This is a genomic window from Methylocystis heyeri, from assembly GCF_004802635.2.
GTDB classification, from domain to species: Bacteria; Pseudomonadota; Alphaproteobacteria; order Rhizobiales; family Beijerinckiaceae; genus Methylocystis; species Methylocystis heyeri.
The window spans coordinates 3,466,419-3,488,475 of record NZ_CP046052.1 but is presented as its reverse complement, the minus strand read 5'-3'; the positions used below and the strand labels follow the sequence as shown (position 1 = coordinate 3,488,475).

Annotated in this window: 21 protein-coding genes; 12 read left to right on the top strand and 9 right to left on the bottom strand. The window is 64.7% G+C overall.

Annotation, left to right across the window (positions count from 1 at the left end):
• Window positions 1-231: 231 nt before the first annotated feature.
• The gene (locus H2LOC_RS15850) at window positions 232-2,442 is read left to right on the top strand and encodes a hypothetical protein (RefSeq protein ID WP_154331684.1); all 2,211 of its coding nucleotides are present in this window, start codon (window positions 232-234) and stop codon (window positions 2,440-2,442) included.
• A gap of 1 nt (window position 2,443) precedes the next feature.
• Here H2LOC_RS15850 and H2LOC_RS15845 read toward each other — a convergent pair whose 3' ends face one another.
• Entirely contained in the window at window positions 2,444-3,226 is a 783-nt protein-coding gene (locus H2LOC_RS15845; RefSeq protein ID WP_154331683.1) for a hypothetical protein, read from the bottom strand.
• 290 nt (window positions 3,227-3,516) lie between these two features.
• Between H2LOC_RS15845 and pstS the strand changes: the two genes are divergently transcribed.
• From pstS to phoB, 6 genes are all read left to right on the top strand, one after another.
• Window positions 3,517-4,569: a phosphate ABC transporter substrate-binding protein PstS gene (gene pstS, locus H2LOC_RS15840; RefSeq protein WP_136498007.1), complete on the top strand. Its 1,053-nt coding sequence runs from the start codon at window positions 3,517-3,519 to the stop codon at window positions 4,567-4,569.
• 161 nt (window positions 4,570-4,730) lie between these two features.
• Window positions 4,731-5,723: a phosphate ABC transporter permease subunit PstC gene (pstC, locus tag H2LOC_RS15835; RefSeq protein ID WP_136498092.1), complete on the top strand. Its 993-nt coding sequence runs from the start codon at window positions 4,731-4,733 to the stop codon at window positions 5,721-5,723.
• A 1-nt stretch (window position 5,724) separates the two neighbouring features.
• Window positions 5,725-6,567: a phosphate ABC transporter permease PstA gene (gene pstA, locus H2LOC_RS15830; RefSeq protein ID WP_136498008.1), complete on the top strand. Its 843-nt coding sequence runs from the start codon at window positions 5,725-5,727 to the stop codon at window positions 6,565-6,567.
• On the top strand, window positions 6,564-7,349 hold the full coding sequence (gene pstB / locus H2LOC_RS15825) for a phosphate ABC transporter ATP-binding protein PstB (protein WP_136498009.1): 786 nt from the start codon (window positions 6,564-6,566) through the stop codon (window positions 7,347-7,349). The genes pstA and pstB overlap by 4 nt, the downstream gene beginning before the upstream one ends.
• A 40-nt stretch (window positions 7,350-7,389) precedes the next feature.
• Window positions 7,390-8,112, top strand: coding sequence for a phosphate signaling complex protein PhoU (gene phoU / locus H2LOC_RS15820; protein WP_136498010.1), 723 nt, complete (start codon window positions 7,390-7,392; stop codon window positions 8,110-8,112).
• 14 nt (window positions 8,113-8,126) lie between these two features.
• On the top strand, window positions 8,127-8,870 hold the full coding sequence (gene phoB, locus H2LOC_RS15815; protein WP_136498011.1) for a phosphate regulon transcriptional regulator PhoB: 744 nt from the start codon (window positions 8,127-8,129) through the stop codon (window positions 8,868-8,870).
• 355 nt (window positions 8,871-9,225) lie between these two features.
• Here the strand turns inward: phoB and H2LOC_RS15810 are convergent, their stop codons facing one another.
• Window positions 9,226-9,744: a GcrA family cell cycle regulator gene (locus tag H2LOC_RS15810; RefSeq protein ID WP_136498012.1), complete on the bottom strand. Its 519-nt coding sequence runs from the start codon at window positions 9,742-9,744 to the stop codon at window positions 9,226-9,228.
• Window positions 9,745-10,212: 468 nt separating this feature from the next.
• Between H2LOC_RS15810 and H2LOC_RS15805 the strand changes: the two genes are divergently transcribed.
• Genes H2LOC_RS15805 through H2LOC_RS15795 form a run of 3 tightly spaced genes read left to right on the top strand, consistent with a single transcriptional unit; the run spans window position 10,213 to window position 13,327 of the window.
• The gene (locus tag H2LOC_RS15805) at window positions 10,213-11,415 is read left to right on the top strand and encodes an aspartate aminotransferase family protein (RefSeq protein ID WP_136498013.1); all 1,203 of its coding nucleotides are present in this window, start codon (window positions 10,213-10,215) and stop codon (window positions 11,413-11,415) included.
• A complete protein-coding gene (argF, locus tag H2LOC_RS15800) occupies window positions 11,412-12,359 on the top strand; it encodes an ornithine carbamoyltransferase (protein ID WP_136498014.1) in 948 nt (315 codons plus the stop codon). Before H2LOC_RS15805 ends, argF begins: the two co-directional genes overlap by 4 nt.
• Entirely contained in the window at window positions 12,356-13,327 is a 972-nt protein-coding gene (locus tag H2LOC_RS15795) for an Hsp33 family molecular chaperone (RefSeq protein WP_136498015.1), read from the top strand. Before argF ends, H2LOC_RS15795 begins: the two co-directional genes overlap by 4 nt.
• 43 nt (window positions 13,328-13,370) lie before the next feature.
• On the opposite strand, the gene H2LOC_RS15790 is transcribed toward H2LOC_RS15795, so the two are convergent.
• From H2LOC_RS15790 to H2LOC_RS15780, 3 genes are all read right to left on the bottom strand, one after another.
• On the bottom strand, window positions 13,371-14,444 hold the full coding sequence (locus H2LOC_RS15790) for a DGQHR domain-containing protein (protein ID WP_136498016.1): 1,074 nt from the start codon (window positions 14,442-14,444) through the stop codon (window positions 13,371-13,373).
• Between the two features lie 162 nt (window positions 14,445-14,606).
• Window positions 14,607-14,774, bottom strand: coding sequence for a nucleotidyltransferase family protein (locus H2LOC_RS15785; protein WP_154331682.1), 168 nt, complete (start codon window positions 14,772-14,774; stop codon window positions 14,607-14,609).
• A gap of 26 nt (window positions 14,775-14,800) precedes the next feature.
• A complete protein-coding gene (locus H2LOC_RS15780) occupies window positions 14,801-15,514 on the bottom strand; it encodes an MgtC/SapB family protein (RefSeq protein ID WP_136498017.1) in 714 nt (237 codons plus the stop codon).
• A 118-nt stretch (window positions 15,515-15,632) separates the two neighbouring features.
• Here H2LOC_RS15780 and H2LOC_RS15775 point away from each other — a divergent pair, with 118 nt between their 5' ends.
• On the top strand, window positions 15,633-16,073 hold the full coding sequence (locus tag H2LOC_RS15775) for a Csp1 family four helix bundle copper storage protein (protein ID WP_162009785.1): 441 nt from the start codon (window positions 15,633-15,635) through the stop codon (window positions 16,071-16,073).
• A gap of 74 nt (window positions 16,074-16,147) precedes the next feature.
• Here H2LOC_RS15775 and lpdA read toward each other — a convergent pair whose 3' ends face one another.
• From lpdA to H2LOC_RS15760, 3 genes are all read right to left on the bottom strand, one after another.
• Entirely contained in the window at window positions 16,148-17,569 is a 1,422-nt protein-coding gene (gene lpdA, locus H2LOC_RS15770; RefSeq protein WP_136498019.1) for a dihydrolipoyl dehydrogenase, read from the bottom strand.
• 130 nt (window positions 17,570-17,699) lie between these two features.
• Complete coding sequence (locus H2LOC_RS15765) at window positions 17,700-18,128, bottom strand: anthrone oxygenase family protein (protein WP_136498020.1); 429 nt, start codon at window positions 18,126-18,128, stop codon at window positions 17,700-17,702.
• A gap of 45 nt (window positions 18,129-18,173) precedes the next feature.
• Entirely contained in the window at window positions 18,174-19,238 is a 1,065-nt protein-coding gene (locus H2LOC_RS15760; protein WP_136498021.1) for a GSCFA domain-containing protein, read from the bottom strand.
• 155 nt (window positions 19,239-19,393) lie between these two features.
• Between H2LOC_RS15760 and H2LOC_RS15755 the strand changes: the two genes are divergently transcribed.
• Window positions 19,394-20,443 (top strand): WcbI family polysaccharide biosynthesis putative acetyltransferase, encoded by a 1,050-nt coding sequence (locus tag H2LOC_RS15755; protein WP_136498022.1) that lies wholly within the window; start codon window positions 19,394-19,396, stop codon window positions 20,441-20,443.
• 48 nt (window positions 20,444-20,491) lie between these two features.
• On the opposite strand, the gene H2LOC_RS15750 is transcribed toward H2LOC_RS15755, so the two are convergent.
• On the bottom strand, window positions 20,492-21,763 hold the full coding sequence (locus tag H2LOC_RS15750; protein WP_136498023.1) for a polyhydroxyalkanoate depolymerase: 1,272 nt from the start codon (window positions 21,761-21,763) through the stop codon (window positions 20,492-20,494).
• Window positions 21,764-22,057: the final 294 nt, after the last annotated feature.

Below are 22,057 nucleotides of genomic sequence, written 5' to 3'. Positions count from 1 at the left end.
GCAGGTTTGAAGGAACCGCGCGAGCATTTTGCGATCGTCCCTAACATGAAAGCCGGGCCAAGGAAAACCCACGCCCCGCGGGCGGGAACGAGCTCGCAGCGCCGCCGCCGCCTGCGCTTTTCGGGCTCCGCGCCATTTCTAGGCCCCAAAGTCATGTGCTAGGTTGCGCCGGGACGCCGGCGCCGGGATTTTGCGACGGCGCAGATCTTCGCCTGAATGAGGAGCGCGTTCATGACCGAGGCCGCGGCGACGACCGAACCCGCCCGTCCCAGCGCGCCTGCTCCCAAACCATCGCTGCAGGAGCGATTCGCGGCCCTCGCCTTCCGGCAGCACTGGCCGCGGGAGATCAACCTCGGCCGCATCGGCGTTTGGATCGCCGCTCCGGTGCTGTGCTGGGTGTTCTACACGACCTCCAGCGGCATGATCGACATCATGCAGAAGGAGAGCGGCGACTGGGTCGGCTTCCTCGGCGCCTTCATCGGCACCAGCGCCATACTGGTCATGCTGACCTCGACATCCTGGTCGCTCGGCTCGGACCTCGCCGGCCTGATCACGCGGCGCAGGATGGCGCGCGAGCGAATGGTCATCAAGACGGCGATCACCGCGCTGGTGTTCCTTTTTGTGTTCTCGATCTCCGCCTTTTTCTCCTTCACCTATTATTACAACAACATCTTCAAGCTCTCCTCCAAGAAGATCGCGGGCGAACTGCAGCCGATGGAGCTTGCGACCGAGGTTCTGCTGCCCGCCTCCAAAGAAATCGCCGCGCGTTACGACGAGGCCTCGGCCAAAATTCTGGCCTCGGCGAGCTTCAAGGAATATCTCGCCGGGCTCGACTCTCTGAGCGAGGCCTCCCGCGGCGCCTCCGCCTCCCTGCGCGAATCGATCCGCAAGGGACAGGAGGCGCAGCAGAAGGTCGCCGCCGACGCGGCCCGGCAGGCTGCGGCGGAGCTCGCCGACGCCCAGGCGGCGGGGCGCCAGCTCGAAGACCTCCGCGGCCGCATCAGGCAGCTCGACCGCAGCGTCGCCGACCTCGACGCCATCATCAAGCTCAAGCAGGACGAAATCTCCGCCCTTTCCACCACCGCCCGGCAGGAGGAACAGGCGGCCGTGGACGCCTCCAAAGGTCTCGACGGCCTCGGCGCCGCCTGCGGAGCCAATTGTCTTTCCCATCGGGCGAAATCCAGCGAGGCGCTGAAGCGCGCGGCCACCATACGCGACACGCTGGCGGGCCCGGTCGCCGAACGCGCCGCGGCGTTCAAGCAGCGCGACGCGCTCAACGCGCAGACCATCGCCCTGGCGCAAAAGGCGGAGCAGGCTGCGGTCGTGACGCAGCGCCCCCTTCCCAAGACCGAGGCGGCGCCTGATCTGCAGGGCCTGGAGCGCGATCTCGACGCCGCGCGCGAGCAGCTTCGCTCCGATCCGAGCTGGCGGCTGGTGCGGGAAGCCAAGCCGCTTTGCGAGACCATCCTGGCCGCGGCGCGCAACGCCCGAGCGCAGCCCCAGTCGATCGCTTCGGATTTCGCCTGCGAGCCCGCCGGCGGCCCGACGCGCGAAGCCCTGGCGGCGCGCGAGGAAGTCGTCGCCGCGAGGGCGGTCTTCGACAAGAAATGCTCGCTCGACGGCGAGCTTCGCGAGGAGATCGGAAAGATCGCCGCGCAGATACGGGAATCTTCCGCGCCCGACGCCGGCGCCAGGGGTTTCGCCGAGTCAAAAAAGCTGGTCGACGCCTGCGTCATCTCCGCGCGCGCGGCCGGCCTGTCCGAAACCGACGTGCGCGAGCTATTGAAGAAGAGCGACGATTTTCTGCGCGGCCACACCACGGAGCGCAACAAGTTCGAACTCGCGCGCGAGGCCTTCTGGAGCTTTACGCCCGACTCCACCATGGCGCTGGCGGTCGCGATGGCTCAGGACGCTTTCGTGTTCATCATGAAGTTCCTCTCGGAGATCTTCCGCCGCGCCTATGAAACCCGCGAGAAGCGCCAGTTCGGCGCGCCCATCGACCTCACCGACGGCGAAGACGAGCCCACCGAAATCCGCGCCATGAAAGCGGTGATCCGCGCCGCCAGGCCCGTGCACGGCGACATGAGCGAAATCGACCCCGAAGCGGCGACGTTCCAGCTGTTGCCGCTGAATGCGCGGGAAAATCTGACGGCGCTGCTCAACCGGCTGGTGCGCGACGAAATCGCCCATGTCGACCGGCGGGGCTTTTACGTGGTCGACAACATGACCATCGCCCAGATCGAGCAGCGACTGCTCCACGGCCTCAGGATGCGCTGGCCCACCAAGAGCGCGAGAGGGGGGCTCGAAGCCTATCCCGACGGGCCCCAGGCCTATTATGTCGGGGGCGCGCCGCGCCGGCGCCGGCCCAGCGCCCTCGAGCGCTATCTTTCTCCCTCGCCGGAAGGCGAAGCGCAATCTGCGCCGGCGGAGCGGGCGCGGTGAATCAGGCCGCGGCCCGCGGCGCGGCGTAGGAAGGCAGGAAGCGCAGGCAAATGCCGGGCAGGCTGTGCCTTATGCCCGACAGCACGCTGATCTCGCGCCAGCGCGGATAATCCGGCGGCAATTGGCGCAACGCCGCCCCCACGGACGAAAGATATGCGGCCTCGGAGCCGAATTCGCAGCCGGCTCCGAAGGTCATTACGCAGCTCTCGCGGGAAAGAGCGTAGCGCATCAGCGCCTCGCGCAGAAACGCCGCGCCCGGCGAGGAGAAGGTCCGTCCCGGCGGCGGGGCTCGGCGCAGGGGCGGCGACTGGAAACGCGCAGCTTCGCTTTCCTGGACGAGATCGGGTTCGGCTTCGAGCTGCGCGCCGGCGAGATCGAGCAGTGCGTCCGGCCGGCGCCGCCAGCTCTCGAAATCGCACAGCCAGACGGCGCTCTGCTGATAAAGCCGGCCTTGCCCCCGGTCGCCGTCCTCATGCCGGAACCGCGTCCGCAGCAGGACGAAAGGCCGCGCGCCGGGGCCCGGCCATTGGGGCGCCGGCCGCCCGATGAAGCAGCCTCGGGCTCGGGCCTGCAGCTCGATGAGATCCGGCTCGACCCGGCGCACGCCGAGGAGAAGGGATGGAGAGAGCGCCGCATCCCAATCGGGATCGAGGCCGATGCTGCGTCGCGTGACGCCGTATCCTTCCTGCGGCGAGATCGAGAGCCCCGGGCCGGAGGCGAGCTTCCCGTAATTGATGCGCTCGAGACGCATCTCTTTTCCGCCTCTGGGCGATGTGTCGGACATTGGGCCGGCTCCCGAGCCGGGCCATGGTTTACGCCGGCTGACTTTTGCTAAAATTATAAGTTCCTGCTTAAACAAACATTACGGGAAAGAGCCGAAGGGGCGCGCTTAGGGCCGGAAGCGCGTTCAATTCGGGGACGCATTGTCTCAAGTACATGGTTTTATTGATGATAGGCTGTCATGCTTCCTTCATTGGGTTGTCATAAAACTCTGGCCTAGGAAACTTAGATTCCATCACGGCGATACGCCCGCCGCATCGCTTCCCTTTGATCCAACTGAAAAGAGCCTCTGTGATGCTACCCAAGTTTTTGAAGCGGGCCGCCGTCGCCGCCCTGAGCCTCGCCGCGTCGGCGCAGCTGGCGTTCGCAGTGGACATTTCCGGCGCGGGCGCCACCTTCCCCTACCCGATCTACGCCAAATGGGCGGAAGCCTATAAGAAGGAGACGGGTTCGAGCATGAACTACCAGTCGATCGGCTCCGGCGGCGGCATCAAGCAGATCAAGGCGCGCACGGTCACCTTCGGCGCTTCCGACCAGCCCCTGAAGGCCGAGGATCTCGAGGCTGCGGGCCTCACCCAGTGGCCGCAGGTCATCGGCGGCATCGTCCCGGTGGTGAATCTCGACGGCGTCGCTCCCGGCGACCTCACGCTCAACGGCGACGCGCTCGCCAAGATCTTCCTCGGCGAGATCAAGACCTGGGACGATCCCGCGATCAAGAAGCTGAACCCCAAGGCCAAGCTGTCGTCTCAGGCGATCGCGGTCGCCCATCGTTCGGACGGTTCCGGCACGACCTTCAACTTCACAAATTACCTGTCCAAGGTTTCTGCGGACTGGAAGACCAAGGTCGGCGAGAACTCCGCAGTCGAATGGCCTGTCGGTCTCGGCGCCAAGGGCAATGAAGGCGTCGCGAACACCGTCGCCAACACCAAGGGCGCGATCGGCTATGTCGAATACGCCTACGCCAAGCAGAACAAGCTGACCTACGTCAAGCTGGCCAACAAGGACGGCAAGGTGGTCGCGCCGACCTCCGAGAGCTTCCAGGCTGCGGCTTCCAACGCGGACTGGGCGAAATCGCCGGGCTTCTACCAGATCCTCACCGACGAGCCGGGCGCCAAGTCGTGGCCGATCACTGCGGCGACCTTCATCCTGCTGCCGAAGCAGCCGCAGGACGCCGCCGCAGCGGCCGAAGCGCTCAAATTCTTCGGCTGGGCCTTCGCCAAGGGCGGCAAGGCCGCGGAAGAACTCGACTATATTCCGCTCCCCGAGTCGGTCGTGGCTCTGATCAAGAAGAGCTGGGCCGCCAATGTGAAGGGCGCGGACGGAAAGCCGCTGGCGGCGGCGAACTGAGCCGTCGGCGCAGGAGACAGCGACGGGCGCCTGACGAACGCTTTGCGGGCGTCGGGCGCCTCCGTCATTAAGCAAAAAAGGAAGGGTGGCGGAAAATGACCGTGACGCAGCCGAGCATCGACCGCGCCGGCGCGCGCAGCGCTCCCGCCAGGGAAAACTCTATGTCAGATTTCGCGTTGACGGGAATGCAGTCCGGCGCCGCCAAAACCGAGCGAGCCCGCGTGCTCGCCAAACTGAGTTTTCACGACGCGTTCTTTCGCAGAGTTACTTTCTCCGCGGCGTTCACGGTGTTGATCCTGCTGGGGGGCGTGATCCTCTCGCTGATCGAGGGATCGATACCGGCCATCAGGGCCTTCGGCTTCGGCTTTCTCGCCTCTCAGTCGTGGAATCCCGTCACCGACAATTTCGGGGCCTTGCCTGCGGTCTACGGCACCGTCGTCACTTCGAGCATCGCCATGCTGGTGGCGGTCCCGGTCGGGATCGGGGTTGCGGTGTTTCTCACCGAGCTCTGCCCCCACCCCTTGCGCCGGCCCATCGGAATGGCGATCGAGCTCCTGGCCGGGATTCCCTCCATCATCTACGGCATCTGGGGATTGTTCATCCTCGCGCCGTTCCTGCAGCAGCATGTGCAACCGGCGTTGATCTCGATCTTCGCGGGCGCGCCGGGGCTCTCGACCCTCTTCGCCGGGCCGCCCTACGGCATCGGCATGCTGACCGCGGGCCTGATTCTCGGCGTCATGGTGCTTCCTTTCATCGCTTCGATCTCCCGCGACGTGTTCGACACCGTGCCGCCCGTACTCAAGGAAGCCGCCTCGGGCGTCGGCTGCACCACCTGGGAAGTGATGCGCCATGTGGTGCTGCCCTACACCAAGACGGGCGTCATCGGCGGGGTGATGCTCGGCCTCGGCCGCGCCCTCGGCGAAACCATGGCGGTCACTTTCGTGATCGGCAACGCCCACAAGATCTCAGGCTCGCTCCTCGCGCCCGGCACCACGATCTCCGCGACCATCGCCAACGAGTTCACCGAGGCCGTGGGCGACGTCTACACCTCGGCTCTGGTGGAGCTCGGGCTCATTCTCTTCATCATCACCTTCTTCGTTCTCGCCGGCGCGCGCTTGCTGCTGCTGCGGATCGAAAGCAAGGCCGGAGCCTGACATGTCCTCGCTCTATTACAGACGCCGCAACGCCAACGCCGTCGCCACGACGCTGTGCTGGGGCGCGGCCGCCTTCGGCCTCGCCTGGCTGGTCATGATCCTCGGGGCGCTCGTCGTCGAGGGCGTCAAGGGGCTTTCGCTCGACGTCTTCACCCAGAACACGCCGCCGCCGGGCAGCGCCGGCGGCCTCCTCAATGCGATAATGGGATCCCTGATCATGACCGTCATCGGCGTCGCCATAGGCACGCCGCTCGGCATGCTGGCGGGCACCTATATGGCGGAATACGGACGCTATTCGAAGCTGACCGTCGTGATCCGGTTCATCAACGACATCCTGCTCAGCGCGCCTTCGATCGTCATCGGCCTCTTCGTCTATGAGGTGCTGGTCGCGCAGATGAAGCATTTTTCGGCCGTCGCCGGAGCGGCTGCGTTGTCGATACTGGTGATCCCGGTCGTGCTCCGCACCACCGAGGATATGCTTCTGCTCGTGCCGGGCGCGCTTCGCGAGGCTTCTTCGGCGCTCGGCATGCCCCGATCCTACATGATCCAGCGCGTCGCTTACCGGGCGGCCAAATCAGGCCTCGTCACGGGCGTGCTGCTGGCGGTGGCGCGCGTTTCCGGAGAAACGGCGCCTCTGCTCTTTACCTCGCTGAACAACCAGTTCTGGAGCCTCGACCTCAATGCGCCGATGGCGAGTCTGCCGGTCGTGATCTTCCAATTCGCCCTGTCGCCCTACAAAGATTGGCAGCAGCTCGCCTGGACGGGCGCGCTGCTGGTCACGGCGATGGTTCTCGCCCTTTCGATCTTCGCACGCGCTCTCAGCCGCCAAAGGACCACCAAATGATGGCGTCGCATATTCCGGCCAACGACCTTCCCACCAAGGTCTCGGTCCGAAATCTCGATTTCTTCTATGGCGATCATCACGCCCTCAAAGGGGTCAACCTCGGCCTGCGCACAAACAAGGTGACCGCTTTCATCGGGCCGTCGGGATGCGGGAAATCGACGCTGCTGCGCGTGCTCAACCGGATGTACGACCTTTATCCCAAACAGCGCGCCCAGGGCGAGGTTCTGCTCGACGGCGAAAACATCCTGGACCCGCGCGTCGACGTCAATCTCCTGCGGGCGCGCGTCGGCATGGTGTTCCAGAAGCCCACGCCTTTTCCGATGACGATTTACGAAAACATCGCTTTCGGCATTCGCCTCTATGAAAAGATTTCGAAAGCTGCGCTGGACGAACGCGTCGAGGAGGCGCTCCGCGGAGCCGCCATTTGGGACGAAGTCAAAGACAAGCTCCATATGAGCGGTCTCGGCCTCTCGGGCGGGCAGCAGCAGCGCCTCTGCATCGCGCGCAGCGTCGCCATCCAGCCGGAGGTGATCCTCTTCGACGAGCCGTGCTCGGCGCTCGATCCCATCTCCACGGCGAAGGTCGAGGAGCTCATCGACGAGCTGTCCGATCGCTACACCATCGCCATCGTCACCCACAACATGCAGCAGGCGGTCCGAGTGTCCGACTACACCGCCTTCATGTATCTGGGCGAGCTGGTCGAGTTTGGCGAAACCGACGAGGTTTTCTCCAACCCGAAACAAAAGCGTACCCAGGATTACATCACAGGACGTTTCGGTTGAGTCCTTTGCGGCCTTCCAAAAAGCGGTCGAGGAAAGAAAAATGAGCGACCATATCGTTAAATCCTATGACCGGGACCTCGAGACGCTCGGCCGCAGAATCGCGGAAATGGGCGGCATCGCGGAAAAAATGCTGGCGGAAGCCATGGACGCGCTCGCCGCTTTCGACGTGACCCTGGCGCAGCGCGTCGTCGTGGCGGATGCGCGACTCGACGCCCTGCAGCGCGACATCGAGGAGAGCGCGATCCTGACCATCGCGCGGCGCCAGCCTCTCGCCATCGACCTGCGCGAGTGCATCGCAGCGATCCGCATTTCGGGAGATCTCGAAAGGGTGGGCGATCTCGCCAAGAATATCGCCAAGCGAACGGTGAAGATCGCCGGCGAGGCGCGCCTGCCGCGCGCGATCATCGGCCTCAAGTCGATGCACGACGTCGCGGCGCTCCAGCTCAAGGACGCCCTGGACGCCTACGCCCAGCGCGACGTCGAGCGCGCGCGTTCGGTCTGGATCAACGACGCGGAACTCGACGCGCTGGAAGACTCCGTCTTTCGCGATCTTCTCACCTTCATGATGGAAGACCCGCGCAACATCTCCTTCTGCACGCATCTGCTGTTCTGCTCGAAGAACCTGGAGCGGATCGGCGACCACACCACCAATATAGCGGAGACCGTGATCTACCTCGTCACCGGCGAACCCATGCCGACGGACCGGCCGAAAACGCGGTCCCCTGACGGCGGCGGCGCGATTCCTCCCGCCGCTCCGCTTTGATGTGAGAAAACGGCATGAATGATCTGCGAACTTCGCCGATGCGCGACACGGCCAACGACAGGGCGCCGCGCATTCTGGTCGTCGAGGATGAATCCTCTCTCGCGCTTCTGCTCGTCTATAATCTGGAGGCGGAGGGTTTCATCGTGGAGCATGTCGACCGCGGCGACGAGGCCGAGCTTCGCCTCGCGGAGGCGCCGCCGGACCTCGTGATACTGGATTGGATGCTCCCCGGCGTGTCGGGCCTCGAGATCTGCCGGCGTCTGCGCGCCCGGGACGACACCCGCGACATGCCGATCATCATGCTGACCGCACGCGGCGAAGAAAGCGAGAGAGTTCGCGGGCTCTCGGTCGGCGCCGACGATTATGTGGTGAAGCCTTTCTCGACTCCCGAACTCATGGCGAGGGTGCACGCTCTTCTTCGCCGCGCCCGCCCCGAACGGGTCGCGAGCCGCCTCACCGCGGGGGACATCGATCTCGACCGGGAAACCCGAAGGGTGAAAAGGGGCGGGAGGGAAATCCACCTCGGCCCCACCGAGTTTCGTCTGCTCGAATATTTCATGGAAAAGCCGGGGCGCGTGTTCACCAGGGCCCAGCTTCTCGACAGCGTCTGGGGAATGTCCGCCGAAATCGACGAACGCACCGTGGACGTTCATGTCGGACGGCTGCGCAAGGCGCTGATACGCAGCCGCGAGAAAGACCCGATCCGCACCGTGCGGGGAGCGGGCTATTCTTTCGATGAAACCTTCGGCCGAAACTAGAGCGTTTGCAGCCGAAGCGCATGCCTGTTCGGCGTGGGAAACGCGTTAAAACAACGACCCGGAGTCTTTTCATGTTTCCATGGAATCATGAAAAGACTCCGGACGGCGCGACCGCCGAACGAAATCGTCGGGTCCCCGTCTATCGCTCTCCGATGAATAAAGGTTCGATCGCATCGGCTTGAGAGCCTGCGCGATTTGCCGGGCGAAATTGGGTGGGGCCAGGGCTGCCCCGACCGTTCGGCGCCGAGCGCGGGTCGGAGCATTTTCCCAAAAAGTGCGAAGCGGTTTTTGGGAAAGAACATGCTCCGTCACTGAGATCTGGAGCGCGTCCGACTGCGTTTGAACGGAACGCGCTCTAGCGAGCGATGCGCGCGTGATCCCGCCGCCGCCGGTCCTGCGCCGGCTGATAGGCGATGCCCGCATGATGGCTGCAATAGGGACCGGCGCCGATGGGAGACTTGGCCCCGCAAAAACGGAATTCGGACGCAGTGGGATCGCCCATCGGCCATCGGCACATCGACTCCCGCAGCTCCATCAGCGTCACGCGCGCGGTCAGCGGCACCACGACATCCTCCTCTTCCACCTGGGGAGCTATCGCGACCACCGGGCGAGGCGAGTAGGCAAGAGCGACATTGCCCATCACCGGCGCGCTTTGCGTCCGCGCGGCGGGCTGCTGAACGCGCGGCGGCTTTGCGGCGCGCGGGCGCGGAGAGGCCGGCGCCTTGGCGCGTTCGGCCAGTCCCAACCGGTGGATCTTGCCTATGACGGCGTTTCTTGTGACGCCCGGCCCCAATTCGGCTGCAACCTGGCTGGCGCTGAGCCCTTCGTTCCAGAGTCTCCGGAGGAGCTCGACGCGTTCTTCGGTCCAAGACATGGTTTGTCTCCATTCGAGGGCCGGCCGCAAACGACCGGCGCGCTGTCTGATCGAGAATCGGCCAGCATTCGCTGAAGCCGGCATGGACCGGCAGCGATAGACACCCACTCGAACTCGCGAGAAAATTACGGCGCGACGGAAGCCCGTCAGCGCTGCCGTGAACGTTACTCTCGCCAATGAATCACGCGCAAGAGTCGCTGGCAAGCCAAAGCCAGTTCCCCACAGGCTTCTCATGCGTCATTGAGTCCGCACTGTGGCGCGCAGGACTCACCCGTTGCGGATTCGCGGTCGCGACCGGCGCAAAAAGCGTCGCCGGGTTTGACCATCAGAGCGCAAAATCCTAGTATGCGCGGACCCTGCCGCCCTCTCGGGCGGCGCTTTGTTTTTCGACCCCTTCGGCGGCGGCCGATCTGACACGTTTCCATGCGCCGGGCGCAGAAGACGTTCAGGGCGGATGGAGTTGGCACATTGAACTCGGCGCTATTCCCGACCTATGCGCGAGCGGATGTCTCTTTCGAGCGCGGCGAAGGCCCGTGGCTGTTCGCCGCCGACGGCGACCGCTATCTCGATTTTGGCGGCGGAGTCGCCGTCATGTCGCTCGGCTACGCCCATCCCCATCTCGTCGAGACCCTGCGCGACGCCGCAGAAAAACCGTGGCATGTCTCCAATCTGTATCAGGTTCCGCAGGCGGAGCGACTGGCGCGGCGGCTGACGGAGGCGACCTTCGCCGACCTCGTCTTCTTCTCCAATTCCGGCGCCGAGGCGGTCGAATGCGCCATCAAGACCGCGCGTAAATATCATGCCGCCAACGGCGCGCCGGAACGCTACCGCCTCATCACCTTCGAGGGGGCTTTCCACGGCCGCACCCTCGCCACGCTCGCCGCCGGCGGAAACGCCAAATATCTCGAAGGCTTCGGTCCGAAGGTCGACGGCTTCGATCCGGCCCCCTTCGGCGATCTCGCCGCGGTCGAGGCGCTCATCGGTCCGGAGACCGCGGGCATATTGCTGGAGCCCATCCAGGGCGAGGGCGGCGTGAGGGTCTTCCCGCGCAATTTCCTCAAAGGCCTGCGCGAACTTTGCGACAGGCGCGGGCTGCTGCTGGCGGTCGACGAAGTTCAGACCGGCGTCGGTCGCACCGGAACTTTCCTGTGCATCGAACAGGCCGGCGTGAGCCCCGATATCGCCGCGCTGGCCAAAGGCCTCGGCGGCGGATTTCCGATCGGGGCCTGCCTCGCCACCAGGGAGGCGGCGAAGGGCATGACGTTGGGCGCGCACGGCTCGACCTTCGGAGGCAATCCGCTCGCCGCTGCGGTCGGCGGCGCCGTGCTCGACGTGGTTCTCTCCCCCGGCTTCATGGAGCGTGTCGCCCGGCTGGGCTCGCTGCTGCGTCAGCGTCTCGCAGAACTCGGCGACCGTTATCCGTCGGTCATCGAAAGCATCCGCGGCGAAGGTCTCCTGTTCGGCGTCAAGACGCGCGTTCCCAACACCGAATTCGTCGCGGCCGCCCGCAAGGCCGGACTGCTGACGATCGGCGCCGGCGACAATGTCGTCCGCCTGCTGCCGCCGTTGATCGTCGAAGAGGAACATATCCTCGAAGCCGCGCGGCGACTGGACAACGCCTGCGCCGAGTTGCAGAAAAGCGCGAAGCCTCATACGGGGGCGGGTCTATGAAAACCGCCGCCGAAAAGCCGGAGCTGCGGCATTTCCTCGACCTCTCGGAGGTTTCCGCGGCCGAGCTGCGCCGCATTCTCGATCGCGCGGCCGAGCTGAAGTCCCGCCGCGTCAAGGGCTCTCCGCCTCGCGAACAACCGCTCGCCGGGAAGTTTCTCGGCATGGTGTTCGACAAGCCTTCGACCCGCACCCGAGTCTCCTTCGACGTCGCCATGCGGGAGCTCGGGGGCGAAACCATCATGCTCACAGGCGCCGAGATGCAGCTCGGGCGCGGCGAAACCATCGCCGACACCGCCCGCGTTCTTTCCCGCTTCCTCGACGCGGTGATGATCCGCATTCTCGATCACGGCGAGCTTACGGAGCTTGCGCGCTACGCGAGCGTTCCGGTCATCAACGGGCTGACGAAGCTCTCGCATCCGTGCCAGGTGATGGCCGATGTGCTCACCTTCGAGGAGCATCGCGGCCCGATCAAAGGCCGCACAGTCGCCTGGAGCGGAGACGCCAACAACGTGCTCGCGAGCTGGATCCATGCGGCGCAGCGTTTCGACTTCACCATCAATGTCGCGACGCCGCCCGATCTCGCGCCGGGCGAACAGATCCTGTCCTGGGCCAGGGCGAATGATGTGCGGCTCAATCTCACCAATGATCCTTACGCCGCAGTTTCGGGCGCGGACGCCGTCATCACCGATTGCTGGATTTCGATGGGCGACGAGGAGGAGACCTATCGCCACAATCTCCTCGCGCCGTTCCAGGTCAACGACGAGCTGATGAAAGCGGCGGCCAGGGACGCTATCTTCATGCATTGCCTCCCGGCCCATCGGGGCGAGGAGGTCACCGACTCGGTGATCGACGGACCCCATTCCGTCGTTTTCGACGAGGCCGAAAACCGCCTGCATGCGCAAAAGGGCATTCTGTCCTGGTGCCTGGAGCCCGCAACGACGTGAGCGACCCCAACGGAGATACGCCGAGCCGCCCTTTCACCATCACGGCGCAGGACGATCGCCTGCTTCCTTTCGCGGTGGAGGGGCTCGACCTGCGTGGCCGGCTGGTGCGCTTCGGGCCGACGGTCGACGCCATTCTCTCCCATTACGACTATCCGCTCGCCGTCGCCCGGGCGCTGGGCGAGTCGATCGCGCTCACCGCCCTGCTGGGGTCGGTGCTCGAATCCCATGGCCGTTTCCAGATGCAGACGCGCAGCGACGGCCCCGTCGATATGATCGTGGTGGACTACGACGCCCCGGGCCAGCTTCGCGGTTTCGCCCGCTTCGACGCCGAACGCGTCGGGCAAGCGCGTTCGACCGGCGAGCTGCTGGGGCTCGGGAACATGGCCTTCACCATCGAGCGCGAGGAGGACGCCGCCCGCTATCAGGGCGTGGTCGCGCTGGAGGGCGAGAGCCTCGAGGAAGCCGCGCATCGCTATTTCAGCCAGTCGGAGCAGATCCCGACTTTCGTGCGCCTCGCGGTCGCGGAAGCAATCACCCCGCAGGGGCGAAGCTGGCGCGCCGGCGGCCTGCTGCTCCAGCATCTTCCCTCGGGCGGCTCCAGGCCGCGTGACCTCCATCCCGGCGACGCGCCGGAAGGAATGGCCTCCTCCCTCGCAGACGAGGAGCGCGCCGACGCCTGGGCCGAGGGCCTCGCTCTCGCCGCGACGATTCAGGATCACGAACTCGTCGATCCCAATCTCTCGGGCGAGCGGCTCCTCTATCGCCTGTTCCACGAACGCGGCGTGAAGGTTTTTCCCGAACGCGAAATGGCGGAGTTCTGCCGCTGCTCGGATCTGAAGGTCGAAAACCTCATCCGCAGCTTTCCTCCCCATGAGCGCGAGCACATGGTCGGAGACGACGGCCGCATCGGGGTCACCTGCGAATTTTGCGGCGTTTCGCGCAGCTACGATCCCAAAGAGTTCGAATAGCGAACCGGCCGCCGAGAGGTTCGGGCGGCCCGCTGGATTGCGCTCAGCCGAACAGCCAGAGTTTCAGCGCGAAGCCCGCCGCCAGCGTCTTGCGGAAATGTTCATAGAGGGCGAGATGGCCGGCGCCGGGCTTCGGCAGCTCGTTCTTCTTCAGCCTGCGGAAAAAGGGCTGCGAGAGCGCCTCGAAATTGGCGAGGGTATAGACGCCGTTGAAGCGCTCCGAGACGCGCTCGGCAATGTCCGGGAACAAAAGCAGCAGCGCCTTGAACAAGGCGGGATTGACGATATTGGCTTCGGCCTCGTGCAGTTTCAGCCCAGCGACACAGGCCCGCAGATAGGGGTTGAGCACCCGGTAGACGTCGAGCGGCCCGGCTTCGACGAAGGTTCCGTCGATCGCCTTCAGGGCGGCGTTGAAGGTGACGCGCGAGATCATGCCCTTGCGCCGCTCGGATGGCGAAAGCAGCCCTTTGAGCGCGCTGTCGTCGCGGCTGCAGAACAGATCGAAGACATTGTGCAGCAGGGCTTCGGCCTCGGTTTCGCTCTCCGAAAGCCTTCGAATGTCGAGCAGCAGCTCTGGGGGCACGGGACGCTGCTTGGTGTTGACGTCCATGAAGAGCTGGCATTCCTGGGCCCGCGTCAGCTTGTTGTAGATGACCACCGGCACATTGACGCGGCGCTTGGCGAGGTTGAACCCGAAGATGCGATGCTGTCCGTCGATGATCAGAAAGGAACGGGCAACCTTGCGAAAGCGCAGCGTCCGGCTGGCGTCGTCATATTGCAACCCGGCGCCGGGCTGGGCCGAAAGGATGACGGCGCTCGGCGCCGAACCGAAGCCGCTGTCGATGTAATCCGCGATTTCGCGCGCGCGGCGCTCGTCGAGCAGGCGCTGGAAGCCGTCGATGGGGTTTTCCTGACGGGTTTCCGCGGCGCAGGTGGCCGCGAGCACGTCGCTCGGCAGGACGGTGGAATAGAACCGATGCTCGCCTTGCGTGACCAGCAGGGCGGTCTCCGCCACAATGCCGCCGTCCGGCGGCGCCGCGCTTTCTGCGGAATTTACATCCGGGCGAGGCGTGCGCCTCCCGGAGCCTTTTGTGGGAACCGTCTGGCCGCGACCCATGCGCCTGGCCTTTCGTTTTGCGGATCTTCGCCATCCTTGCGGCGAATCACGCGAGGCGAAAACAGGGTAAGCGGGAAATTCAGCGGGAACAACATAAGAAGGTTTGGCGATAAGCGCGCAGTTGGTCGGCAAAGGATGTCGCGGCGCGCGGCATCCGGGCTTTTAGAAGGCATAGACCAGATCCGCCGCCGCGGCAGGGCGGCGGTTGTCGCCCCGTGCGCGCGAACCGAACAGCGCAGCATGGGCCACGCCCTTCGCGCGCAGAGCCGCCTCGTTCTCTTTGAGTTTTGCGATGATGTCCTGCCGGTCCATTTCTTCAAACTGCCACAAAGACGGCCTTTTGGCGGGGGGCGGCCTCAATCGCTGCTGCGCGAGGTCCATGTCGCGTAAGAAACGCCGTCGAGCGCGGCCAGCTCGTTGGTGACGGCGTCGAGTTCTTCGGCCTTGACGCTGCTCGCCGAAAGGGTGGCGACGAGCTCGACCTCGTCGTCGCGGTCGAGTTCCTCGACGTCGCGAACCGGATAATTCGCGCCTTCCAGCGTTTCGACGAGCAGATCGCGCAGCGACTCTCTCCTGGTTTCGATGGCGGTCAGGCGGACCTCATAGATGGCTTCGGTTGCGCTCTCGTCGATCGGCGCGCGTTCGATAAGTGTGACCAGCGGCCTCAAAAACGTGTTTCCGCCAAGTACGAAAGCGGCGAGCAGCACGGCCTCGGCGGGATGGTCGGCGCCGGCGAAAGCGCCGGTGACGGCCGAGCACCAGATCGTCGCGGCGGTGTTGAGGCCCCGGATGTTCATGCCTTCCTTGAGGATCACGCCGGCGCCGAGAAAGCCGACGCCCGAGGCGACATAGGCGAGCACCTGCGTCGCTCCGGGGTTCCCATTGAGCCTCATGCCGAGATCGACGAAAGCCGAAGCGCCGAGCGCGACCAGCGCATTGGTGCGCAAGCCCGCATTGCGCTGGCGGTATTGCCGCTCGGCCCCGATCGCGGTCCCAAGCGCCAGCGCGACGGCGAGGGATATGAAAGTGTTCAGGAATTCCTGAGGGTCGAAATGAATGAGCCCCGCCATGCCGCGATCCGTCGGTGAGATGCAATTGCCTAGGCTCACGCCTATAGTAGCAATGAGACCTTTGCGCGAGGCGAATTTCCCGTCAGGGAGCCTCGTTGTTTTTCGAGAGCTTTGGAAAATGAAACGGCGCAGCTTCATCGCAGGGATCGGCGCGGCCGCCTATGGATCGAGCGCTCTCGCCGGGCAGGCGCCGGCGGTCCCCGCGGCGGCGGCGCCCGCGGCCCCGCGAAAGCCCTACAAGACGCTCGCCGAGACGAGCGCCAAATGCCTCGAGGCGTCGCGGGATTGTCTTCGCAAATCCTTCGAGCGGCTCTCGGCCAAGGACCCGAGCCTTGCGGATTGCGCAAGCCTTGCGAGCGAGGTCGCCGCGGCCTGCGCCGCGCTCGAAGCCCTTGCCGGGACCGGCGCGCCCTTTGCTGTCGGCTTCGCCCGCACCGCGGCCGATCTCTGCCTCGCGTGCAAAAAGGAATGCGAGAAATTCCCGCAAATCGCCGAATGCCTGGCGCTCGGCGCGGCGTGCCGGACCTGCGCCGAGGAATGTCGCAAGGCGGCGGGGTGAACGCATTTTCGCAAAAGCAGACATGGCTTTGCGAAAAGACCGCACCCAACCCGGGATATGGAGCGTCGCAAGGCTTAGATATGGATCGCCCTTTTATCCACGCCGAGCGCCGCCTCTTTGACCGCCTCGGACATGGTCGGGTGAGCGTGGCAGATGCGGGCGAGATCCTCCGCCGAGCCTGAAAAGGCCATCAGCACGCAGGCTTCGGCGATCAGCTCTCCCGCGCTGGCGCCGAGGATATGCACGCCGAGAACCCGATCGGTCGCCGCATCCGCGATGATCTTCACGAAGCCGTCGGTTTCCCGCATGGCGCGGGCGCGGCCATTGGCGGTGAAGGGAAACTTGCCGATATTGACGGCGGCGCCTTTGGCGCGCGCTTCTTCCTCGGTGAGGCCGACGCTGGCGATCTCGGGCATCGTATAGACCACGCCGGGGATGACACCATAATCGACATGGCCATGCTGGCCGGCGAGAATCTCGGCCACCGCGACGCCCTCCTCCTCGGCCTTGTGCGCGAGCATGGCGCCGCGGATCACATCCCCGATGGCGTATACGCCGGGCGCGCTGGTCGCGAAACGATCGTCGACGACGACCCTGCCCCGATCGATGGCGACGCCGGCCTCGGCCAGCCCCAGACCCTCGGTATAAGGAATGCGGCCGGTCGCGATCAGCACGCCGTCAGCCTCGATGGTTCCTTCCCCGCCGCCGTCGACTGCGGCGAAAGATACCGTCGCTTTCCCTTCGCCCCGATCCACGCGCGTGACCTTGGTCGAAAGGCGGAACCCGAATCCCTGCTTTTCGAGAATTTTCTGGAAGCGCTGCGCGATTTCGAGATCGAAGCCCGGCAATATCCGGTCGAGAAATTCGATCACCGTGACCTTGGCGCCGAGGCGTCGCCAGACCGAACCCAGCTCGAGCCCGATCACGCCCGCCCCGACGATTGTGAGGTTTTCCGGAACCCGCGGCAGGCTGAGCGCGCCGGTGGACGAGAGAACCAGTTTTTCGTCGATTTCTATCGCCGCGCCGGTGGAGTCGCGCAGCGGCGCCACCGCCGAGCCGGTTGCGACGACCACGTTGCGGGCTGAGACGATCTGCTTGCCGCCGTCGGCGGCGGTCACCTCGACCCGATGCTCTCCCTCCGGGGGCAAGAGCCGCCCCGAGCCGATGAAGGAATCGACGCCGTTTTTCTTGAGCAGGAAGGCGACGCCGCTCACATTGGCGGCGACCGTGGCGTCCTTGTGCTTCATCATCGCCGAAAGATCGAGGCGGGGAGAATCCACGACGACGCCGAGCGGGGCCAAAGCGTAGGCCGCCTCGCTGAACATATGGGAGGCGTGCAGCAGCGCCTTGGAAGGGATGCAGCCGACGTTGAGGCAGGTCCCGCCGAAGGTGGGGTTCTTTTCGACGACGGCCGTTTTCAACCCGAGCTGCGCGGCGCGAATAGCGCAAACATAGCCCCCCGGGCCCGTTCCGATGACGACGAGATCATAGCTCATGAAGCTGTCCACCCCCCCTTTGCGCCGCCGGCTCTCCCGGGACAACGCCCGCCGCGGCCGAAGGGCCGCAGCAAGCCCGAGGCCAAGCCTCCCCGCGCCTGCGCCTCTATCTTGAAGGCTCGGTCTGGTTTCAGCCCGCCGCCCAGAAATAAATGGCCAGCGCGAGCAGGCCGATGCCGGTCTGGCCCAATTCCAGCTGGCCCCAAAGCCGGATGACTTTGCGCGCCTCATGCGCATCCTCGCCCCCGATCAGGGCCAGGATGCGGTTGTTGAGGGGCACGATGGCGAAATAGGTGTACGGCCAGCTCGCGATGATGACCAGGGCGCCGAGCAGCCAGCGGATGTCGTCGAGTTCGCGGAAGGCGACGAAGCCGGCGATCGCCGACAACAGGGCGAGGCCCGCGAGCACGATGAAGCCGCGGTGGTCGGAAGGCTCCCATTCCTTGGCGAGCGCCGCGTCGTCGAGGGCCTCCCGGGCCGGCTGTTCCACGTAGTTGAGGTAAAGCGAGGCGCCGCTGAAACCGCCGGCGGCGGCGAGCGCGATAGAACCAATGATCATAGCTTGCGTCCTTTGTGGTGAAGCCGCGAGGAGCGGCTAGCCGGTTCAGGCGGTTTCGATCGCTTCTTCGTCGCAGACGACCCTGGCGTTGGTCTTGGCCTCCGAGGCGACATCGAGCCTGATCGCCTGAACTCCGCCCGTGGCTGCGCCGTCCCGCGCAGTGAAGTGTTCGAAGAACATCTTCATGGTGCGATCGACGCCGAAGGCGTTTATGCGTCTCGTGTCGTCGCCGTAGAAGCGCGCCGCGTTCGGCGAGGCCGTCACGAGATCGTAGGAGGGGAAATAGGCGATGTTCGAACGCGAACGCACGACTTCGTCGGCGGCCGCGCGCAGGATCGCCTTGGACGCCGAATTGGACACCAGCACATGGCGGTCTTCGCCGGTCGCGATGATCGAGACCGGCGAGACGCTCAGGATCATCCGCACATTGGGGTTGCGGGAATGGATCAGATCGGCGGAGGCGAGGAAATCGCGCACCACCTCGCCGACCGTCATGTTCCAGAACTCATAGAGCTGCGGGTCGTATTCGCCGCCGGCGACGCCGGGTGCGAGCTGCAGCACGGCGCCGTCCGAACGATGGCGCCAGCATTCGGTGAGTCCGAAAGTGAAGACGAAGACGTCCATGGTCTCGATCATCTTCCGCACCGCCGCGAAATGGCGCTCGCGATCGGCGCGCATGGCCTCGGCGCTGTCATATCCCTCCGGCTCGATGCGCGGCCGGAACGGGTCGACGAAGCGCCCGTCTTCGCGGGTCCAGACGTCGAGATCGGGTTTGTATTCGCCATAGGCGCGCCGGATCAGCTGCAGGAGCTGGGTCGTCGTATAGAGATTGCCGTAGCGGCAGGAATACATCGAATAATTGCGGCGCTGCGCTTCTTCGTCCGGCATGCCCTCGGGCGGCCGCTCGGCGAGGTAATAGTGATAGCCGCTGTGCTGGAGGCGGTGGGCTATCTCCTGGGCGAAGCAGCTTCCCGCCGTCGCCACCTTGTCCTGCGGCGTGATCCGGAACGGCGCCCCGACGATCGGATCGAGGGCGAAAGGGGGCAGCGAAGCCACCGCCTTGCGCCAAAAGCGATGGTCGGGTAGGGAGCTATAGGGGTTGTCGGCCAAGGGTCGATCTCCTTTTGGACGGGCCCGCCCGCCTTTCGTTCGGCGCCGCCCATGATCGTGCCGGGAACATAAACGCAGCCCGGCCGCTTGTCATCCGTAGGCGCCGCCCGAGGTTCGGGGTCCACGCGCCTTCCTGCATATGGCCCTTCGCACCGATGATCCTTATTTCGCAGATCGACAAACAGATTCTCCGCGCCCGGACCGCGGCGCTGCTCGGGCCTCGTCTCGCCAAATGGCGCGGCGTCGCCGAAGAGGCGGGTCCGCGCATCGCCGTCGTCGGCAATTGCCAGAGTTTCGGCGTCGCCTATGCGATGAAGCTGCTCGACCCGACCGCCCGCGTCGATCACTATTCCGCGGTGGCGAAGGCCCTGGCGGACATCGACCTTCTCGCCGGGACGCTGGCGGGCTACGATTATGTCTTCACGCAGGATTTCCCCGCCCATATCGTGAAGGGCGGGGATTCGCAGGAGCTGCTTCGGCGCCTTTCCAACGCGACGCTCTTCCCCACGGTGAGCTTCGCCGCGTTTCAACCCGATCTCGTTTATCTGCTCGACGCCGACAACGGCGGAAAGGCCTTGTCCGGTCCCCTGCGTCCTTACCACTCGGCGCTCGCGGTGTTCGCCTATCGCGTCGGCCTTTCGGCGAAACAGGCCAATGCGCTGTTCAATCGCAACGTCTTCGAAGCCGTGGGCTATTTCGACGTGTGGAACTCGGCGGCGCAGGAGTTTCTCGACAATGCGAGACGCTATGGCCTCGATCTGTCGCAGGAGCTGATGAGCTGGGCGCGCCGCGGGGTGTTCATGTATTCCATCGTTCACCCGAAGCCCTATGTGCTCGCCGACATCGCGAGACAGCTCTTCGCCAAAAAAGGGCTCGCCGTGCGCAATGAAAATTTCGACGATTACGCGATCGACGATCTCGCCCGCGCCGAGATTTTCCCGGTTTATCCCGAAATCGCCGAGAATTTCGGCGTGCGCGGAGGCTATCTGTTCAAGCAGGGCAATTTCCATATCTCCAACGGAGTAGGAAATTTCCTGACCCTGCCCGAATATATCGACGCCTGCTACGCCGTCTACAAACGGGCGCGGCCGGCGCAGATCGCCCATCCGCGCATCGACGGCTGGCTTTCCGACGAGAGTCTCACCCGCAGGCTCGTCGCCCTCGCTCAAGAGAATTTATCGCAAGCCGCCACGCCGACCCTGTGAAGCCGGGCCGGGCCGGCTTCCCGGTCCGGCGGCCGATCGATTCCTCGCTCACATGGCCATCATCGGCGCATGTTCCATCTCGAGGAAAAAGGCGCGGATGCGTGGCGCGATCTCGGTGCGGAAGCGCGAGCCGTTGAAGACGCCGTAATGGCCGACGCCCGCCTGCAGATAATGCATGCGGCGCTCCGGCGGGATTTTCGCGCAGAGGGTCTGCGCCGCATAGGTCTGTCCGACGCCGGAGATGTCGTCCTTCTCGCCCTCGACGGTGAGCAGCGCCGTGTGTCTTATCGCGTGGAGATCGATGAGTTCGCCCCTGTGGCGCAGCAGGCCCAGCGGCAGGGCGTGCTTGATGAATATTTCCTCGACCGTCTGCAGATAGAACTCGGCGGTGAGATCCATGACCGCGAGATATTCGTCGTAGAAATCGCGATGCTTCTCGGCGCTGTCGCCGTCACCCTCGACGAGATGGTTGAACATTTCGAGATGGGCCGAAACATGGCGCTCGATGTTCATGGCCATGAAGCCGGAGAGCTGCAGAAAGCCTGGATAGACCTTGCGCCCCATGCCTGCGTTGGGGAAGGGCACGGTGTGGATGCAATGCTGCCTGAACCAGTTGATCCCGCGCTTCTCGGCGAGGTTGTTCACGGCGGTCGGGTTGACCCGGGGATCGATCGGGCCGCCCATCAGAACCATGGATTCCGGGGCGTGGGGATCGTTGGCGGCTTCCTTTACGGCGATCGCGCCGATCAGGGGGACTGACGCCTGGCACACCCCGAGCGTATGGAGCGGAACGCCGTCGCGCTCCCTGGAAAGATGGGTCAGAATCTCGTCGATGTAGTCGATGTAGTCTTCGAGGTCGAAACGGCCCTCGCTCAGCGGAACGGCGCGCGCGTCGCTCCAATCCGTGATGTAGACGTCGTGGCTCGGCAGAAAGGTCTCGACCGTGCCGCGCAGAAGCGTGGCGTAATGGCCGGACATCGGCGCCACGATCAGCAGCTTCGACTGGCGCGGAGCGGCGCCGGCGAACTCCCTTTTGAAATGGAGGAGGCGGCAGAAAGGCTTGGACCAGACATGCTCCTCGACGATCGGGACCGGCTCGCCGTCGATCTGGACCGGTTCAAACCCGAAGACGGGCTTGCCGTAGCGCCGGGTCATGCGTTCGAACAATTCGGCGGAGGCGGCGAGGTTGCGCGCCAGGGTGGTGTTGGCGAGCGGGTGGAACGGACTTTTGAGCATCTGCGTCGTGGCCTCCGACAGCGCGCGCGCCGGAGCGAAGGCCAGATGCAGCAGCTCGTACATCTGATAGGAATACCTGTCCATTTCACTGTTCTCCGCAGACGCGTCGCAAGCAGGAGCCGCGGCGCTGGCGCGCCTGCGCTATGCTGCAACGCACAATCTTTGCCTCACCATAGTCCAATTCGCCAGAATTGGAAACGACAGCGCTCCCTTTCGGCAAAAGGAACGGAAATCTCTATCAAATAAAGTGGTGGATCGCGAGCGCGCGCCAAGGCGCTCGCCGTTTTGTAAACTTTCCGTTATGGTGCTGCCCTAGAATGCAGCCGCCGCGCTCTCATCCCTCGATCGGGCGACGAGAAATGGCGTCGGACCAAAGCG

What these genes read in the sequence shown, in the direction of transcription:
- H2LOC_RS15845 (WP_154331683.1), bottom strand. Translation starts at nt 3,226, where the DNA reads ATGTCCGACACATCGCCCAGAGGCGGAAAAGAGATGCGTCTCGAGCGC.
- H2LOC_RS15750 (WP_136498023.1), bottom strand. Translation starts at nt 21,763, where the DNA reads ATGGACAGGTATTCCTATCAGATGTACGAGCTGCTGCATCTGGCCTTC.
- phoU (WP_136498010.1), top strand. Translation starts at nt 7,390, where the DNA reads ATGAGCGACCATATCGTTAAATCCTATGACCGGGACCTCGAGACGCTC.
- pstB (WP_136498009.1), top strand. Translation starts at nt 6,564, where the DNA reads ATGATGGCGTCGCATATTCCGGCCAACGACCTTCCCACCAAGGTCTCG.
- lpdA (WP_136498019.1), bottom strand. Translation starts at nt 17,569, where the DNA reads ATGAGCTATGATCTCGTCGTCATCGGAACGGGCCCGGGGGGCTATGTT.
- argF (WP_136498014.1), top strand. Translation starts at nt 11,412, where the DNA reads ATGAAAACCGCCGCCGAAAAGCCGGAGCTGCGGCATTTCCTCGACCTC.
- H2LOC_RS15850 (WP_154331684.1), top strand. Translation starts at nt 232, where the DNA reads ATGACCGAGGCCGCGGCGACGACCGAACCCGCCCGTCCCAGCGCGCCT.
- H2LOC_RS15755 (WP_136498022.1), top strand. Translation starts at nt 19,394, where the DNA reads ATGATCCTTATTTCGCAGATCGACAAACAGATTCTCCGCGCCCGGACC.
- pstC (WP_136498092.1), top strand. Translation starts at nt 4,731, where the DNA reads ATGTCAGATTTCGCGTTGACGGGAATGCAGTCCGGCGCCGCCAAAACC.
- H2LOC_RS15790 (WP_136498016.1), bottom strand. Translation starts at nt 14,444, where the DNA reads ATGGGTCGCGGCCAGACGGTTCCCACAAAAGGCTCCGGGAGGCGCACG.
- H2LOC_RS15810 (WP_136498012.1), bottom strand. Translation starts at nt 9,744, where the DNA reads ATGTCTTGGACCGAAGAACGCGTCGAGCTCCTCCGGAGACTCTGGAAC.
- H2LOC_RS15765 (WP_136498020.1), bottom strand. Translation starts at nt 18,128, where the DNA reads ATGATCATTGGTTCTATCGCGCTCGCCGCCGCCGGCGGTTTCAGCGGC.
- pstS (WP_136498007.1), top strand. Translation starts at nt 3,517, where the DNA reads ATGCTACCCAAGTTTTTGAAGCGGGCCGCCGTCGCCGCCCTGAGCCTC.
- H2LOC_RS15775 (WP_162009785.1), top strand. Translation starts at nt 15,633, where the DNA reads ATGAAACGGCGCAGCTTCATCGCAGGGATCGGCGCGGCCGCCTATGGA.
- pstA (WP_136498008.1), top strand. Translation starts at nt 5,725, where the DNA reads ATGTCCTCGCTCTATTACAGACGCCGCAACGCCAACGCCGTCGCCACG.
- H2LOC_RS15780 (WP_136498017.1), bottom strand. Translation starts at nt 15,514, where the DNA reads ATGGCGGGGCTCATTCATTTCGACCCTCAGGAATTCCTGAACACTTTC.
- phoB (WP_136498011.1), top strand. Translation starts at nt 8,127, where the DNA reads ATGAATGATCTGCGAACTTCGCCGATGCGCGACACGGCCAACGACAGG.